We start from the raw sequence: 15,641 nt of genomic DNA on the forward strand, positions 1-15,641 counted from the left end.
GACGCCCGACCGTCGCCACAGGACCGTCGGGCAACCGCCGCATTGGAACCGGTGCGGCCGCGTTCTACAGAGAAAGCAAGGCGAGTGCCTCGGGGCTTGACCCCGAGGCGGTTCACCGTGTCGACTATTCCCACGAATACGGGGTTTCGCGCCCGAAAACGGCCGGTACGTGGGATCTGCTTCGACGGACTTAAGGCCGCCATTCCCGTTCGATTCGACGAGACAGGCAGACGCCTGTTTCACTGACCCGTAGGAGCAATCCTGCGTACTACGGAGGTGAATAATGGCAGATACGATAGTTGACGCAGTCTCTCGCGCACTCGACGAGGCACCCCCACGGAACTTCCGTGAGACGGTAGACCTCGCCGTTAATCTGCGCGATCTCGACCTTAACGACCCGTCGAAACGTGTCGACGAGTCTGTGGTTCTGCCCAGCGGCACGGGCCAGGAGACACAGATCGTCGTGTTCGCGAGCGGTGAAACCGCTCTCCGAGCCGAGGAGGCCGCCGACCAAGTTCTGGACGGCGACGACCTCGAAGAGCTCGGAGACGACACCGACGCGGCAAAAGACCTCGCCGACGAGACCGACTTCTTCGTGGCCGAAGCCAGCATGATGCAGGACATCGGCCGCTTCCTGGGGACGGTTCTCGGTCCGCGCGGTAAGATGCCGACGCCGCTCCAGCCGGACGACGACGTCGTCGAGACAGTGAACCGAATGAAGAACACGGTGCAACTCCGCTCCCGCGATCGCCGGACGTTCCACACCCGCGTGGGTGCACAGGACATGGACTCCGAGGAGATCGCGGACAACATCGACGTCATCATCCGTCGTCTGGAGGCGAACCTCGAGAAGGGTCCCCTCAACATCGATTCGATGTACGTGAAGACGACGATGGGACCGTCCGTGGAGGTGCCCGCATGAGCGAGAGCGCATCCGCCCGACGAACGGAGACGATCCCCGAGTGGAAGCGCGAGGAAGTCGCCGAACTCGTCGAGTTCCTCGAGCGTTACCAGTCGGTCGGCGTCGTCGACGTCGCCGGCATCCCGAGCCGCCAGCTACAGAGTATGCGGCGCGACCTTCACGGCAGCGCCGAACTGCGGATGAGCCGCAACACGCTCGCTGTTCGCGCGCTCGAAGACGTCGACGACGGCCTCGAAGAACTCGTCGAGTACGTCTCGGGCCAGGTGGCGCTCGTCGGCACCAACGACAACCCGTTCGGGCTCTACAAACAGCTCGAAGCGTCGAAGACGCCCGCACCGATCAGTGCCGGCGAAGTCGCGCCCAACGACATCGTCATCCCCGAGGGTGACACGGGCGTCGACCCCGGTCCGTTCGTGGGCGAGCTGCAGCAGGTCGGCGCCGCCGCGCGCATTATGGACGGTTCGATCCAGGTCACCGAGGACTCGAAAGTCCTCGAAGCCGGCGAACCCGTCTCCGAAGAACTCGAAGGCGTGCTCTCCGAGCTCGGTATCGAGCCGAAGGAGGTCGGTCTCGACCTCCGCGGCGTCTTCTCCGAAGGCGTCCTCTTCGAGCCGGACGAACTCGCGATCGACGTCGACGAGTACCGCGCGGACATCGAGTCCGCCGCTGCCGCCGCACGGAACCTCGCGGTCAACGCGACGATCCCGACGGCGCAGTCCACGCCGACGCTACTCGCGAAGGCCGCTGGCGACGCGAAGGCCCTTGGGCTCTTCGCCGCCATCGAGGACCCCGACGTGCTGCCTGACCTCGTCGCGAAAGCCGACGCCCAGGTCCGCACGCTCGCGGCACAGATCGACGACGACGAGGCACTCCCGGAGGAACTCCGGGGGGTCGAGGCGCCCGCACCGGCTGCCGAGGAGGCGGCCGAAGCGGACGCAGAAGAGGAATCGGCCGACGAAGACACTGACGAACAAGAAGCCGACGCCGACGACACCGACGACGACGATGACGACGACGGTGCCGAAGGACTCGGTGCGATGTTCGGATAACACACGAGGTATACGACAATGGAATACGTTTACGCAGCTCTCATCCTGAACGAATCGGGCGAAGAGATCAACGAAGACAACGTCACCGCAGTTCTCGACGCCGCTGGCGTCGACGTCGAAGAGTCCCGCGTGAAGGCGCTCGTCGCCGCACTAGAGGACGTCGACATCGAGGAGGCCGTCGAGACGGCCGCCGCCGCACCCGCACCCGCTACGGGCGGCGCCGCTGGCGGCGAGCCCGCGGCCGCTGACGAGGGCGACGAAGAGGAAGAAGCCGAAGAGGAAGCCGAGGAAGCAGCCGACGAAGAAGAAGAGGACGAAGAGGCCTCCGGCGAGGGTCTCGGCAACCTCTTCGGTTAATTCCGACACGCCCAAAGCCGACGACGCCGACCGTCCGATCCGGACGTCGCGCCGACTCGTCTTTCGATCCGATTTCTTTCGACGCTCCCGCGTGAGCGACAGCGCTCCGTCGCAGTCTCCAGACTCCCGCCATCAGCGTCCCGCTCGACACGAACGTTCAAATACGAGGCCGGGGCCACTCCGTCGCGATGGCGACGCCGACAACGATACTCGCGTACGCGTGTCTGGGCGTGGGACTCGGCGCGCTCACCGGACTCGTCCCGGGACTCCACGTCAACAGCGTCGCGTTCGTCCTCGTCGGCGTCGCACCGAGCATCGACGGACCGCCGGCCGCCGTCGGCGCGGCGGTTCTCGCGGCCGGCGTCGTGCACACGTTCCTCTCGGTCGTCCCCGGACTTGTGCTCGGCGTCCCGGACGCCGCGACCGCACCGGGAGCGCTCCCCGGACATCGACTCGTGCTGGCCGGTCGCGGCCGCGAGGCGATCCGGCTCTCCGCGCTCGGGAGCAGTATCGCGCTCCTCGTCGCTGTCGGGGTCGCGCTTCCGCTGTCGCACGTCGTCGCCGGCGGCCGCGAGTGGTTGCTCGCCGCCCTCCCAGTGCTACTCGCGGGCGTCACTGCGCTGCTCGTCCTCGCCGAGCCGACGCGTCGGAGTCGGCTGGGTGCCCTCCTCTGTGTCGCACTCGCAACCGGACTGGGACTTCTGACGCTCGATCTCCCCGTGTCGGGGCCGCTGTCACCCGACGGAGCGGCGTCGATGCTCGCTCCGCTGTTCGGCGGATTGTTCGGCGCGCCGGTGCTACTGGACGCGCTGGACGCGCACGGGTCGATCCCGCCACAGGACGGCGTGACGCTCGGACTGTCGCGGCTCGAAGCACTCCGGGCCGGCCTCGCGGGCGTCGGCGGGGGCGCGCTCGTCGGATATCTCCCCGGCGTCTCCGCGGGTGTCGCAGCAGTCCTCGCCCTCGGTGGTTCCGGAGGGAGCGGGCCGGCGGGCCGCGGCTCGGACCGGGCGTACGTCGTCGCCACGAGCGGGGCCGATACGGCGACAGCTGTATTCGCGGTCGCGTCGCTGGCCGTCCTCGGCGCGCCGCGGAGCGGCGTCACCGTCGCGCTCACCTCGCTCGGCGTGGCGGGGCGGACGACGGCGACGAGTACGGGCGAAGCCGCGAGCGTCCCGTTCGGCCTCCTCGATATGCTGCTCGTGATCGCGCTGGCCGCGAGCCTCGGGATTGTGGTCCTCGTCACTCTCGGTGATCGGTATCTCCGTCTCGTGCGCGTGCTCCCGCGACGGCCACTCGTCGTCGCCGTGCTCGGGCTGCTCGTCGCGCTGGCGCTCGGGTTCGGTGGCGTCCTCGGGGGCGCGGTGTTCTGTCTCGCGGCGCTCGTCGGATTGATACCGCCGCGCGTCGGCGCGCGACGCGTGCACCTGATGAACGTGCTCCTCGGCCCGATCGTACTCGGATGAGCGGGAAAGACAACCGTTAAAAGTCGCGGACGGGTGCTGTAGTGTATGAGCCAGTCCGAGCAGCGACACGCCCGGCAGTGCGTGTCCTGTGGCATCAACATCTCCGGCATGAGCGCGGCAACGTTCAACTGTCCGGACTGTGGCCACGAGATCTCGCGGTGTGCGAAGTGCCGAAAGCAGAGCAACCTCTATGAATGCCCCGACTGTGGGTTTATGGGACCCTGAACGATGGGAAAGGTAGCCGCTAAGATCAAGGTGATGCCGAACAGCCCCGAAATCGACCTCGACGAACTGCAGGAGCGACTCGAACAGTCGCTCCCCGAGGGCGCGAAGATCAACGGCTTCGAACGCGACGACGTCGCGTTCGGGCTGGTCGCGCTGCTCCCCACCGTGATCGTTCCCGACGACGCCGGCGGAACGGAAGCGGTCGAAGAAGCGTTCACCGACGTCGACGGCGTCGAAAGCGTCTCCGTCGAGAACGTCGGCCGAATCTAAAAGCGGCGACTGCGGTTACGCCTGCTTTCTCTCGTATCGCTGTAAGAAGAGAACACCGACCACTGGCGAGACGAGAAAGCCCAGCCCCAGCGCCACGAACAGGGGGACGGCACCGAAGTCGAGACTCGCCACGGCCGCGACGCCGAGCAGTGCTCCGAGGAGGATGCTCACGGCGACGCCCATCCCGAACTGTTCGAGACGCGAACTAGAGTCACTGTGCGACGATCCGTCGTCTCCATCGGTTAGCGCGGCATCGACCTCGTCGGGAAGCTGACCGCCTGATGCGTATTGCTGTGCCATACCTGATACTACGACGGCCTCCGTTTTAGGTTTTGTCGGCGATTCCCAGCCTCACAGAAGCCCGTGCGATAGACCCAGAAACGGCGCGGGCTCACGAGACGGGAACGTGCGTTTTATAACCGCGTCGAAAGTACTGACTCCAACGACTATGCCGAGTTCCAACGGTCCACTTCACGGAACGCGAGGAAAGCTCTCGAACAAGCCGCGCGACCGCGGGACGTCGCCGCCGCAGCGCGCGATCCAGGAGTACGACGAAGGTCAGAAGGTCCACCTGAAGATCGACCCGAGCGTGCGCGAAGGCCGCTTCCACCCGCGCTTCAACGGACACACGGGCGAGGTCGTCGGCAAACAGGGCCGCGCGTTCAAGGTCCAGATCGTCGACGGCGGCAAAGAGAAGACCCTCATCACTCGTCCCGCTCACCTGCGCGCCCAGGAGTAACACGCTCCGCCGATGACCATCTTCAAGGAAAAAGTCGACGAGGAGTATCTGACCGTCTCAGAAGTCAAAGCACTCCTCGAGGACGTCGAAGCCGAGCGTGCCGCGGACGAGGAGCGCGAACTCCAGTACGAACTGGCTCGCGCCGTCGAACACGTGAACCGGTTCGCCCACCTCGACCCCGAGGAGTCGCGTGAACTCGTCGAGGAACTACTCGAACTGGAGAAGGTCGACGCCCCGACGGCGATCAAGATCGCGGACCTCCTCCCGCAGAGCCGGGACGAACTCCGCGCAGTGTACGCACAGGAACGGTACGCCCTGAGCGGCGAGGAACTCGACGACGTGTTGAACGTCGTCGCGAAGTACGTCTAATCCGACCAGACGGTTCGTCGCCGTCGGCCAACTATTTAAATAGGCCGTGGGCGTACGTCATCGTATGACCACGACCGAGAGCGGAGACGCCGACGACGCGAGCGAGTCGGAAGGCGGCGACGACTCCGGCGCGCAGGGCGAGACGGACGCCGCAGCGATGCGCTATGCGGTCGTTCTCGATCACCTGCCGCACGGCCGTGCCGACGACGACCGCCCCCGACACCGAAAGTCTCCTCTCGCGTACGCGCTCGGTGAGCGCGATTTCCGTCTCTTCGAACTCACGCTGAGCGACGACACCGACATTTCGATCGGCGACCGGGTCGTGATCGGCCCGACGGAAGCCCGCGACGCCGTCGAGGGGTTCAAAGAGGTACGGTACGACGACATCTCGAACACGGCGAACGCCGAACTGGAGTACGCAATCGAGGAGATCGTCGACGCCAACGAGCAGCGCTTCGTCGACTTCTACAACGACGCCCAGCCGATCACGCTGCGGCTCCACCAACTCAACCTCCTGCCCGGCATCGGGAAGAAACTCCGCAACAACGTCCTCGATCAACGCAAGCGCGGTCCCTTCGAGAGCTTCGAGGACGTCGAAGAACGGGTCTCGGGGCTCCACCGGCCGAAAGAGATCCTCGCCGAGCGGATTATGGAGGAACTCCGCGACGACGACCTGAAGTACAAGACGTTCGTCGGACGCGAATCGTAGCGCAGCGCCGTCGAGAGTCGTTCGGCGGCCGTCTACTTCCTACAGTAGCGTTTGCAACTGATTACACAGCCGATCGCACGACTGCGTGCAATTCGGTGCGTGAAGACTTGCAAACGCAACTATATAGGGATTATCGTAAGTCCGCATAGATTTCTCGCCGGACGGTACGGCGAGAATCTCCGAACGGTGACGATAAGCCCTATAGTTCGAGTTGGGTAGACCACGAGCCGAGACGTTTACACGCGCCCGCCTGCAATCGACGCCAATGACAGATTCGACGCCCGACGCCGCGCCCGATCTTCGCGACCCCGACGAGTTGCGCCGTCGGGCCGGCGTGCGCGGCGATCCCGACCGCGATCAGCACTTCCTGATCGACGACCGGGTGCTCGATCGGATTCCGACGTATCTCCCCGAGGATGCGGATACGACACATATCCTCGAAATCGGCGGCGGGACCGGTGCGCTCACGGATCGCCTGCTCCGCGTCGCCGAGCAAGTCACCGTCGTCGAACGCGACCCCGCGCTCGCGGCGTTCCTCCGCGAGGAGTTCGAAGCCGACATCGAAGCCGGGCGATTAGAAATCATCGAAGGCGACGCCCTGGAGGTCGAACTCCCGGAGTTCACCGCGTGCGTCGCGAATCTCCCGTACGGGATCTCCTCTGAGATCACCTTCCGACTGCTGCCGACGCAGCGCCCGCTGGTACTGATGTTCCAGCGGGAGTTCGGCGAGCGGATGGCGGCCGAGCCCGGCACCGACGACTACGGCCGGCTGTCGGTGAGCGCCCAGCACTACGCGGACGTCGAAGTCGTCGAGATCGTGCCGCCGGAGGCGTTCGACCCCGCGCCGGCCGTCGAGAGCGCGATCGTTCGCCTCCGGCCCCGAGAACCGGACTACGAAGTCACAGACGAGGCGTTCTTCTTCGACTTCGTGAAGGCGCTTTTCACCCAGCGGCGCAAGACGATCCGAAACGGCATCCGCAACACCGCACACATCTCGGGGCTGTCCGACCCCGAGGCCGTCGTCGACGCCGTCGAAGACGTCGACGAGGACCTGCTCCGCGCCCGGGCAGGGTCGCTCTCGCCCGCGGCGTTCGCAGAACTGACCGCCATCGCCGACGAACACGGCCGCTGAGATGTCTCACGTGGGACCCCTCCTCGCACTGCAGATCTTCTCCGACGGGGTCGGCAGCACGCTCGCTGGTCTCCCGCAACTCGTCCCGTCGACCGCCGGTCGAATCGCCGTCACGTTCGCCATCGGCGTCGCGGTGATGGCACTGCTCGCACGGACGGAGTGGCTCCACGCGATCGAGCCCGAACAGATCCCACAGACGCTGTGGCACGTCTTCGTAACGTTCGGCACGATGGTCCTTGCGCTGACGGGCGGCGTCGCGATCGTCGCCGTGTGGGGGCTTTCGGCGGAACTGCTCGGCGTCTTCGGCGACAACTACGGTCCGGAGACCCTCGTCCGGATCGGCATCTCGCTGCTGTTCCTGATCGGTGCGTACACGATGACGGGGCTCGTCCGACAGCTCATCGAGGAGATCGCCGAGACGCGGTCCTCACTCGGTGAGCACGAGCGCGAGATCGCGTTCCGGATCGGGCAGGTCACGCTGTATCTCCTGGCGTTCACGATCGTGCTCTCGCTGTGGCGGGTGAACGTCGGCGGCATCCTCGTCGGGGCGGGGTTCCTCGGGATCGTCTTCGGTATGGCCGCCCGACAGACCCTCGGGGCGCTCATCGCCGGGTTCGTGCTGATGTTCTCGCGCCCCTTCGAGATCGGCGATTGGATCCAGGTCGGCGAGTACGAGGGGATCGTCACCGACATCACGATCGTCAACACCCGGATCCAGACGTTCGACGGCGAGTACGTGATGATCCCCAACGACGTCGTCTCCTCAGAGAGCCTCGTCAACCGGAGCCGGAAGGGACGGCTCCGCATCGAAGTCGAGGTCGGCGTCGACTACGACGCCGATCCTGAACGGGCTGCCAAAGTCGCACAGAAGGCGGTTTCGGGGCTCGACGATCCGATGAGCGTGCCGACGCCGCAGGTCGTGCTCAAGCGACTCGGCGACTCCGCAGTCGTCCTCGGCGTCCGGTACTGGATCGACAATCCGAGCGCGCGTCGGAAGTGGCGCTCACAGACCGCGGTCATCGGCGCGGTCAAGGAAGCGCTCGAAGCCGAGGACATCAAGATCCCGTTCCCGCAGCGCGAACTCACCGGCCGGGAGGAGGCCGGCGGCTTCGTCCTCGCGGGTGACGACACGGGCGCCGAAGCAGCATCGAGCGAGGAGCAAGCGCCGCCGGCGGAAGCGGCGAGCGACGGGGGTGAGTCGTCGTGAGCGAGGAGACGAAGCAGGACCTCGCGGATCGGCGCGGGATGGAAACGAAAGTCTACCAGCCCGCAGAGGACTCCGGGCTCCTCGCCGCCGCCGTCGAAGCGCGTGGTCGCGGGCGGTTCCTGGAGGTTGGTACCGGCTCGGGGTGGGTCGCCGAACAGGCGGCCCGCGAGGTCGACGCCGTGACCGACGTTGTCGCGAGCGACCTCAGCCCGCACGCCTGTCGGGCGGCGCGTCGTAGGGCACTCGGCGACCGCGGTGGCGACGCGGACGAGAGTGAACAGTCTGCGATCGACGGCCGCGACGCCGCCATCTTCGACGTGGTGCGCGGGAACCTCGTCGAACCGTTCGCCGACAGTGCGTTCGACACAGTCGCGTTCAATCCGCCGTATCTCCCAACCGATCCCGAAAACGAGTGGGGCGACTGGATGGAGCAGGCGCTCTCGGGCGGGGAGTCCGGCCGAGAACTCGTCGATCCGTTCCTCGACACCGTCGGTCGCGTCCTCGCACCCGGCGGCGTCGTCCTGTTGCTCGTGAGTTCGCTCACGGGATACGATGCTGTGATCGACCGCGCGGAAGCGTGCGGCTTCGCCCACGAGGTCGTCGTCGAGGAGTCTTATCCGTTCGAGTCGCTCTCGGTGGTCGCGCTGACACAGACGCCACCCGACCCCGGTGAGAGATAACTAGAGCGCATTTTCTGCTTTAGCAAATATTAAGCGGCGGCATTTCGTAGCCTCTATCGATGACAGAACTCGTAGCGACGACGCCCGGCCTGTTCCCGCTGCCGGACTGGGCGAAGTCGGACTTATCGGACCTCAAAGGACACCAGAAAGGCGATCTGATCTCCGGCGACGAGTCCGAAGCGATCGTCTCAACGTACGAGAACGCGCGATCGGAAGTCGTCGACGACCAGCTCGACGCCGGCCTCGACCGCGCCGTCGAGGGACAGCTCCGCTGGGACGATATGATCGCGCACCCGCTCGCGGTCCACGACAACGTCGAGACCGGTGGCATCGTCCGCTACTACGACAACAACAACTTCTATCGCGACCCGCGCGTCGTCGACGATCTGACTCCCTCCGGCGACGTTGCGGCCGAACTAAAACAGGCGTCCGAACTGTTGGACGGCGCCGCGCCGATGCAAGCGGTCCTCCCCGGCCCGTACTCACTGGCCGATCTGGCGACAGACGAACACTACGGCGACGCGGAGACGTTCCTCTCGGCCATCGCGGAGTTCCTCGGCGGCGAAGTCGAGGCGTTCCCCGAGCACGAGACGCTGTTCCTCTTAGAGCCCTCGCTCGTGGAGTCCGCACCCGACGACGACCTCGCCGAGGCCGTCCCCGAAGCGATCGACGCCGTCGCGGGCGCGACCGACGCCGACGTCGTCGTCCACACGTACTTCGGCGCGCTCGACGAGAAGACCTACGCGCACCTGCTGGACGCAGACGTCTCGGCGGTCGGCCTCGACGTCGTCGCCGGCGACCGCGAACAGACAGTCTACAACGCCAGCGAGTACGGCGTCACCGACGACGTCGCGCTCGGCCTCTCGGACGGGCAGAACACGCTCGTCGAATCGCCCGAGACGCTCCGCGAACGCGTCGAGTGGTTCGAAGAGCAGCTTCCTGCGACCGACTTCGAGACCGTGTATCTGAGTACGAACACCGAGCCGTTCTATCTACCCGTGAACAAACACCAAGAGAAGCTCGCCGCCCTCGCTGCAGCCGCCGACCTCGACGCGGAGGTGGCTGCGGAATGACGCGTCACGCCGACAACCGCGAGCAGTTCCGCCCGGACGACCACGACGCCGATCACTTCCTCCTGACGACTGTCGTCGGGAGCTACCCCAAACCGAAGTGGCTCAACCGCGTGCGCGAACTCTCCGAGGACCCCGAATCGAAGTTCGACGCGGAGGACCTCGACGAAGCGCACGACGACGCGGCCCGCCTCATCACCGAGGAACACGAACGAGCGGGCCTCGACACCGTCGTCGACGGCGAGATGCGCCGTGAGGAGATGGTCGAGTACTTCGCCCACCGGATCCCCGGCTACGAGTTCAACGGCCCGGTGAAAGTGTGGGGACACAACTACTTCGACAAACCCTCGGTCGTCTCGGCGGTCGAGTACGACGAACCGTGGCTCGTCGACGAGTTCGAGTTCACCTCGAACGTCGCCACGAAGCCGGTGAAGGTTCCGATCACGGGGCCGTACACGCTCGCCCGCTGGTCGTTCAACGAGGCCTACGAGGACGAGGAAGCGCTCGCGTACGACCTCGCGGACCTCGTCAACGAGGAGATCGAGCAACTGGTCGACGCCGGCGCGCGCTACATCCAGATCGACGAACCCGCGCTGGCGACGACGCCGGACGACCACGCGATCGTCGGCGAGTCGCTCGAACGCATCGTCGACGGCATCTCCGAGGACGTCCGTATCGGGCTGCACGTCTGCTACGGCGACTACTCGCGGATCTACCCCGAGATCAACGACTTCCCGATCGACGAGTTCGACGTCGAACTCTGTAACGACGGCTACGAGCAGATCGACGTGTTCCAGGAGCCGGCGTTCGAGCCGGGTCTCGCGCTCGGCGTCGTCGACGTTCACGACGCGGAAGTCGAATCCGTCGAGGAGATCAAGCGCAACATCAAACAGGGACTGAAGGTCGTCCCGCCGGAGCGACTCACCATCTCGCCGGACTGCGGCGTGAAGCTCCTGCCGCGTGAGGTCGCCTACCAGAAGATCGAGAATATGGTCCAGGCCGCCCGCGAAGTCGAGGCCGAACTCGACGCCGGCGAAATCGACGTGACTGCGCCGCAGGCGTAATCACAGCGGCTCTGTTCGACATTTTTCTTGCCACTGCGCGTCTACTGATTGCCCGGAGTGCCGGCTTCGGACGATAAAAACTCGCGATAGCGCTGGGACGGCGTTACTCGGCGTCTTCGGCCTCCGCGGCGTCCTCGTCGCTATCGCTACCGCACGTAGAGCCGTATTCGAGCGCGAGGACGACGCCGCCGGCGAGCGCCGAGAGCGCCGACTGTGCGCGCGTCGCCGAGACGTACCACTCGGAGGGTTCGAGATCTTCGGGGTTCTCGTAGCCCACGAGGACGAACCGCTCGGCGAGGTCGAGGACGCGGCGCGGGAACAGCGCCCCCACGAGGCCGAAGATCATCGTCGATGCCGCCATCAGTTTCGTACACGTACTACGCATAGCCGCGGCTAGGAACTGGTGAAAAAAGAGGGACGCGGTCGCTCCCAGTCGGTGAGAGCCGCGCGGGGCAGTCGGGCGGGGCCGACCGCGAAGCACCGCTGGCGAGCGCAGAAAGCGAGAGCGAGAGAGAAAGACGCGTGTGGCCGCGTTATTCGTACAGCCAGGCCGCGTCGATCCGCTCGTAGTCGAGCAGTTCGTCCTCGTCGAAGAAGAGGTCGATCTCGCGTTCGTTCGCACCCTCGTCCTCGTGGTCCGAGGCGTGGATGACGTTGCGACCGAGGTCGAGGCCGAAGTCGCCGCGGATCGTACCGGGGTCGGACTCGGCGGGGTCGGTCTCGCCGACCATCGATCGGACCTGACGGGTCGCGTCCGCGCCTTCCCAGACCATCGCGAAGACCGGACCGGAGGTGATGAACTCGACGAGGTCGTCGAAGAACGGCTTGTCCTCGTGTTCACCGTAGTGGTCGTGTGCGAGGTCCTGGTCGATCTGGATGAACTTCCCGCCGACGAGCTTCAGACCGCGCTCTTCGAAGCGGGAGACGATCTCCCCGATCAGCCCGCGCTGGACGCCGTCGGGCTTGACCATCACGAAGGTGCGCTCGTCGTTGCTCACTGTTCGCCCTCGGTGGCGCCACCTGCTTCGGTCCACTCCAGATCGCGGGGCTCGCGACCGAGACGGTAGTTCTTCTCGGCCTTCGAGTCCACGAAGTGGAGGATCGTTCCGTCGTTTTTCACGAGCATCGTGCCCGTGCCGGGTTCGATCTCCTCACCGGTGTAATCACACGTACGGGTTTCGACCATTGGTTATCGACCTCCGATGGAGTCGGCGTCGCGCTGCGTCTCGCGGAGCTGCAGGATGTCGCCCTCTCGGACGGGACCCAGGACGTTTCGGGTGATGATACGGCCCTGGTTCGAGCCCTCGCGGATGCGGCACTTGACCTGCATGGCCTCGCCGTGCATCCCTGTCTTGCCAACGATCTCGATGACCTCCGCGGACGTCGAGTCGCTGGCGGTCTCTTCTGCGCTCATCGTCGCTTACCGCAGTTCCTCGACCTTCGCGGCGATGTCTTCGACCTGACTCTGGGACTCGCCCGCGTCGACGATAGCGGCGGCGGCCGAGCCGACTTCGAGGCCGGCGGCCTGACCGACTTCATCCTGCGTCTCGATGAAGACGTAGGGGATGCCCTTCTCGTCTGCGAGTTCGGGCAGGTGCATCACGATCTCTTCGGGCGAGACGTCCTCGGCGACGAAGACGAGCTCGGCGGTGCCGCGCTCGACGGCTTTGGTCGTCTCGTTGGTTCCTTTCTTTACTGTACCGGTATCTCTGGCGACCTCGAGGGCCTCGAGGGCGTCCTCTGCGAGGTCGGCTGGGACGTCGAATTCTACGTAAACTGGCATTGGTTGTTCACCTCTCCTGCTCGCGGGCTCGACTGCCCCGCCGGCGAGTGCCGAGGACAACGGTCCTCGAAAGCGGATTTCCCTGACGGCGAGGAGCATCATCAACCCCGGGCAGGCTGTACACCTGGATAACTCGGGATGCCATAAAAGCGCTTTCAATGGCGTCCTGCCGTGGCACGCCGCCACACGCGGTCCCCCGATTGGCGAGAGCCCGTTCGACTCGATGCGACTCGCCCCGCCGCGACCGAGCGCAATTCCCTTACTCACGCGTCCCAATTCCGGGATATGAACGTTGCCCCCCTCGCCGCGGACCTCCGCGCGGCAGCACGTCGGACCGGCCACCGACGCCTCCTCGTCCTCGCGGGCGATCGGGACGCCGGCATCGACGCCGCCTACGACGCCGTCGAGGGGGCCGAGATCCCTCCGTCGGAGACGACCATCGTCACAGCGCGGGAGGGGTTCAAATTCGACCGCGTGGACCCGAAGCAGGCGCGTGAACTCCTCGGGACGACGCGGACGGCCGTCGTCTGTGACGCCCACGAGTCGTTCTCGCCGAACGTCCTCGGACGACTCGTCGGCACTGTCGACGGCGGCGGCCTCTTTATCCTCCTCGCGCCGCCGCTCGACGCCTGGCCAGCGCGGCCGGGCTCTTTCGAGTCGTCCCTCGCAGTGCCACCGTACGACGTCGACGACGTCGGCGGACGGTTCCGCGAGCGCCTCGTCGCGACGCTCCGCGATCACCCAGGGGTCGCGATCGCCGACGTCGACGCCGGAACGATCGAACGCCGCGGCGCGGCCGACGACGACGCGCCGATCCGCTCGTCGCCGACGCCGCCGCGGGCCGGGACCCGCGTATTCCCGCCGGCGGCCTACGAGGCCTGTGTGACCACAGACCAGTCACGCGCACTCCACGCGCTGGAGGCATTAGCGCGGCGTGTAACAGACGAGAAGCAGGCCGTCGTCGTCGAAGCCGATCGCGGCCGTGGGAAATCGAGCGCGGCGGGCCTCGCGGGGGCGTCGCTCGCGGCGGCCGGACGCGACGTCCTCGTCACGGCGCCGGACCGGCGGAACGCCGCCGACGTGTTCGCGCGGGCGCGAGAGCTGTTCGCAGATCTCGATCTGCTCGCGTCCGAGGACGACTGGGATCTCCGAACGACGAACGGCGGTCGCGTCCGCTTCCGTTCGCCAGCTGAGGCGGCGACGCTCCCGGACGATCCCGACGTCGTCCTCGTCGACGAGGCCGCTGCGATCCCCGTCAGGCTTCTCTCGGCGTTCCTCGACGCGCCCTCGGTGGCGTTCTTCACGACCGTCCACGGATACGAAGGGGCCGGTCGGGGCTTCTCGGTGCGGTTCCGCGAGCAGTTGACCGCGGCCGACCACGACGTCGTCGACGTGTCACTCGGTGAGCCGATCCGATACGCGCCGAACGATCCCGTCGAGACGTGGGCGTTCCGCGCGCTGCTCTTGGACGCCCGGCCGCCGGTCGACGGGCTCGTCGCCGACGCGTCGCCGTCGTCGGTCACTTATCGGACGCTCACAGCGGACGAACTCGCCGCCGACGAGCACCTGCTTCGGGAAGTGTTCGGGCTGCTCGTGCTCGCACACTACCGGACCGAGCCGGACGACCTCGCGCGCCTCCTGGACGCGCCGAACCTCCGGGTTCGCGTCCTCGAACACGCGGGACACGTCGTCAGCGTCGCGCTGCTCGCGCGGGAGGGCGGCCTCGACGCGGAGACGCGTCGCGCGATGTACGAAGGCGAGCGCATCCGCGGGAATATGCTGCCGGACGTGTTCACGAGCCAACTCCGCGACGAGGACGCCGGCGTGGCCGTCGGCTACCGCATCGTTCGGATCGCGACTCACCACGCCGCGCGCTCGCGGGGACTCGGCTCGACGCTGCTGGCGGAGATCCGCGCCGAGTTCGAGGGTGCGGTGGACTACCTGGGCGTCGGCTACGGCGCGACACCGGAACTGCTCTCCTTTTGGGCCGAGAACGGCTACGAGACGGTTCACCTCTCGACGACGCGAAACACGTCCAGCGGAGAGTACTCCGCGCTGATGCTCGACCCGCTTTCGGACGCGGGCAGCGCGCTCTGTGACCGTCACGCGAGGTGGTTCCGCGATCGGGTGCCCGACGTGCTCGTCGACCAACTCCGTGACGCCGACCCCGACGTCGTCCGGGGGACGCTCGCGGCCTGCTCGGTGGACGAGGAAATCGGCCGAGGCACACCCGATCTCTCGGATCGCGAGTGGCGCGTCGTCGTCGGGGCCGCGTCGGGGCCCGGACAGTACGCCACTGCACCGGGGGCGTTCCGTCGGCTCACGCTTCACGCACTCGTCGGTGGCGTGGCCGACGACGACGACGGCGGACAGGCGGCTCGAACGCTGACCGCCCGAGAAGAGCGCCTGCTCGTCCGGAAAGTGTTGCAGGCCCAGCCCTGGGAAGTCGTCGCCGACGAACTCGAATACGTCTCGACGCGTCAGTGTATGCGGGCGTTCGGCGCGGCCTGTGAGGCGCTCGTGGATCGATACGGGGCTGGCATCGACGTCGTCGAGGCCGAGCGCGCGCGGTTCGAGGACTAGCGCTCCCGATCGATCC

The 15,641-nt window shown here is 66.4% G+C and carries 20 protein-coding genes and 1 pseudogene; 15 read left to right on the forward strand and 6 right to left on the reverse strand.

Features of this window, described 5'->3' with window-relative positions:
• The first annotated feature begins 283 nt into the window (after window positions 1-283).
• The 6 genes from NO347_RS11210 (at window position 284) to NO347_RS11235 (ending at window position 4,289) form a co-directional block, all read left to right on the forward strand.
• Window positions 284-922 (forward strand): 50S ribosomal protein L1, encoded by a 639-nt coding sequence (locus NO347_RS11210; protein ID WP_121569377.1) that lies wholly within the window; start codon window positions 284-286, stop codon window positions 920-922.
• Entirely contained in the window at window positions 919-1,971 is a 1,053-nt protein-coding gene (locus NO347_RS11215; protein WP_256289673.1) for a 50S ribosomal protein L10, read from the forward strand. Before NO347_RS11210 ends, NO347_RS11215 begins: the two co-directional genes overlap by 4 nt.
• 18 nt (window positions 1,972-1,989) lie before the next feature.
• The gene (gene rpl12p / locus NO347_RS11220) at window positions 1,990-2,328 is read left to right on the forward strand and encodes a 50S ribosomal protein P1 (RefSeq protein ID WP_256289674.1); all 339 of its coding nucleotides are present in this window, start codon (window positions 1,990-1,992) and stop codon (window positions 2,326-2,328) included.
• 188 nt (window positions 2,329-2,516) lie between these two features.
• Entirely contained in the window at window positions 2,517-3,794 is a 1,278-nt protein-coding gene (locus NO347_RS11225) for a tripartite tricarboxylate transporter permease (protein WP_256289675.1), read from the forward strand.
• A gap of 45 nt (window positions 3,795-3,839) precedes the next feature.
• Window positions 3,840-4,019 carry an HVO_2753 family zinc finger protein gene (locus NO347_RS11230; protein ID WP_081927459.1) on the forward strand — a complete coding sequence of 60 codons (180 nt, stop codon included), beginning with the start codon at window positions 3,840-3,842 and terminating at the stop codon, window positions 4,017-4,019.
• A gap of 3 nt (window positions 4,020-4,022) precedes the next feature.
• The gene (locus tag NO347_RS11235; protein WP_256289676.1) at window positions 4,023-4,289 is read left to right on the forward strand and encodes an elongation factor 1-beta; all 267 of its coding nucleotides are present in this window, start codon (window positions 4,023-4,025) and stop codon (window positions 4,287-4,289) included.
• 15 nt (window positions 4,290-4,304) lie between these two features.
• Here the strand turns inward: NO347_RS11235 and NO347_RS11240 are convergent, their stop codons facing one another.
• Window positions 4,305-4,589, reverse strand: a complete 285-nt coding sequence (locus tag NO347_RS11240; protein ID WP_256289677.1) for a glycine zipper domain-containing protein — start codon at window positions 4,587-4,589, stop codon at window positions 4,305-4,307.
• Window positions 4,590-4,737: 148 nt separating this feature from the next.
• Between NO347_RS11240 and NO347_RS11245 the strand changes: the two genes are divergently transcribed.
• The 8 genes from NO347_RS11245 to NO347_RS11280 all read left to right on the forward strand — a co-directional run bounded on the left by NO347_RS11245 (window position 4,738) and on the right by NO347_RS11280 (window position 11,259).
• Complete coding sequence (locus tag NO347_RS11245; RefSeq protein ID WP_121569383.1) at window positions 4,738-5,028, forward strand: 50S ribosomal protein L21e; 291 nt, start codon at window positions 4,738-4,740, stop codon at window positions 5,026-5,028.
• Window positions 5,029-5,040: 12 nt separating this feature from the next.
• Window positions 5,041-5,397, forward strand: a complete 357-nt coding sequence (locus NO347_RS11250; protein WP_121569384.1) for an RNA polymerase Rpb4 family protein — start codon at window positions 5,041-5,043, stop codon at window positions 5,395-5,397.
• Window positions 5,398-5,461: 64 nt separating this feature from the next.
• Window positions 5,462-6,106: a DUF655 domain-containing protein gene (locus tag NO347_RS11255; protein ID WP_256289678.1), complete on the forward strand. Its 645-nt coding sequence runs from the start codon at window positions 5,462-5,464 to the stop codon at window positions 6,104-6,106.
• A 265-nt stretch (window positions 6,107-6,371) separates the two neighbouring features.
• Window positions 6,372-7,238 (forward strand): 16S ribosomal RNA methyltransferase A, encoded by an 867-nt coding sequence (locus NO347_RS11260; RefSeq protein WP_256289679.1) that lies wholly within the window; start codon window positions 6,372-6,374, stop codon window positions 7,236-7,238.
• A 1-nt stretch (window position 7,239) separates the two neighbouring features.
• Entirely contained in the window at window positions 7,240-8,445 is a 1,206-nt protein-coding gene (locus tag NO347_RS11265) for a mechanosensitive ion channel family protein (protein ID WP_256289680.1), read from the forward strand.
• 38 nt (window positions 8,446-8,483) lie between these two features.
• The gene (locus NO347_RS11270; protein WP_425492381.1) at window positions 8,484-9,125 is read left to right on the forward strand and encodes a HemK2/MTQ2 family protein methyltransferase; all 642 of its coding nucleotides are present in this window, start codon (window positions 8,484-8,486) and stop codon (window positions 9,123-9,125) included.
• 59 nt (window positions 9,126-9,184) lie between these two features.
• Window positions 9,185-10,198 (forward strand): 5-methyltetrahydropteroyltriglutamate--homocysteine methyltransferase, encoded by a 1,014-nt coding sequence (locus NO347_RS11275; RefSeq protein WP_256289682.1) that lies wholly within the window; start codon window positions 9,185-9,187, stop codon window positions 10,196-10,198.
• Window positions 10,195-11,259 (forward strand): methionine synthase, encoded by a 1,065-nt coding sequence (locus NO347_RS11280; protein ID WP_256289683.1) that lies wholly within the window; start codon window positions 10,195-10,197, stop codon window positions 11,257-11,259. Before NO347_RS11275 ends, NO347_RS11280 begins: the two co-directional genes overlap by 4 nt.
• 103 nt (window positions 11,260-11,362) lie before the next feature.
• Here NO347_RS11280 and NO347_RS11285 read toward each other — a convergent pair whose 3' ends face one another.
• The 5 genes and pseudogenes from NO347_RS11285 to rpl7ae form a co-directional block, all read right to left on the reverse strand.
• Window positions 11,363-11,620, reverse strand: coding sequence for a DUF6199 family natural product biosynthesis protein (locus NO347_RS11285; RefSeq protein ID WP_256289684.1), 258 nt, complete (start codon window positions 11,618-11,620; stop codon window positions 11,363-11,365).
• 172 nt (window positions 11,621-11,792) lie between these two features.
• Entirely contained in the window at window positions 11,793-12,257 is a 465-nt protein-coding gene (gene ndk, locus NO347_RS11290) for a nucleoside-diphosphate kinase (protein ID WP_121569390.1), read from the reverse strand.
• Between the two features lie 5 nt (window positions 12,258-12,262).
• Window positions 12,263-12,445: pseudogene (locus NO347_RS11295) on the reverse strand (50S ribosomal protein L24e); the annotation flags it as partial.
• A 3-nt stretch (window positions 12,446-12,448) separates the two neighbouring features.
• Window positions 12,449-12,673 (reverse strand): 30S ribosomal protein S28e, encoded by a 225-nt coding sequence (locus NO347_RS11300; RefSeq protein WP_049986948.1) that lies wholly within the window; start codon window positions 12,671-12,673, stop codon window positions 12,449-12,451.
• 6 nt (window positions 12,674-12,679) lie between these two features.
• The gene (rpl7ae, locus tag NO347_RS11305) at window positions 12,680-13,042 is read right to left on the reverse strand and encodes a 50S ribosomal protein L7Ae (RefSeq protein ID WP_121559418.1); all 363 of its coding nucleotides are present in this window, start codon (window positions 13,040-13,042) and stop codon (window positions 12,680-12,682) included.
• A 285-nt stretch (window positions 13,043-13,327) separates the two neighbouring features.
• On the opposite strand from rpl7ae, the gene tmcA reads away from it, so the two are divergent.
• The gene (tmcA, locus tag NO347_RS11310) at window positions 13,328-15,625 is read left to right on the forward strand and encodes a tRNA(Met) cytidine acetyltransferase TmcA (protein WP_256289686.1); all 2,298 of its coding nucleotides are present in this window, start codon (window positions 13,328-13,330) and stop codon (window positions 15,623-15,625) included.
• The last annotated feature ends 16 nt before the right edge of the window (window positions 15,626-15,641 follow it).

It is taken from the genome of Halobellus inordinatus (assembly GCF_024464655.1).
GTDB lineage: Archaea > Halobacteriota > Halobacteria > Halobacteriales > Haloferacaceae > Haloquadratum > Haloquadratum inordinatus.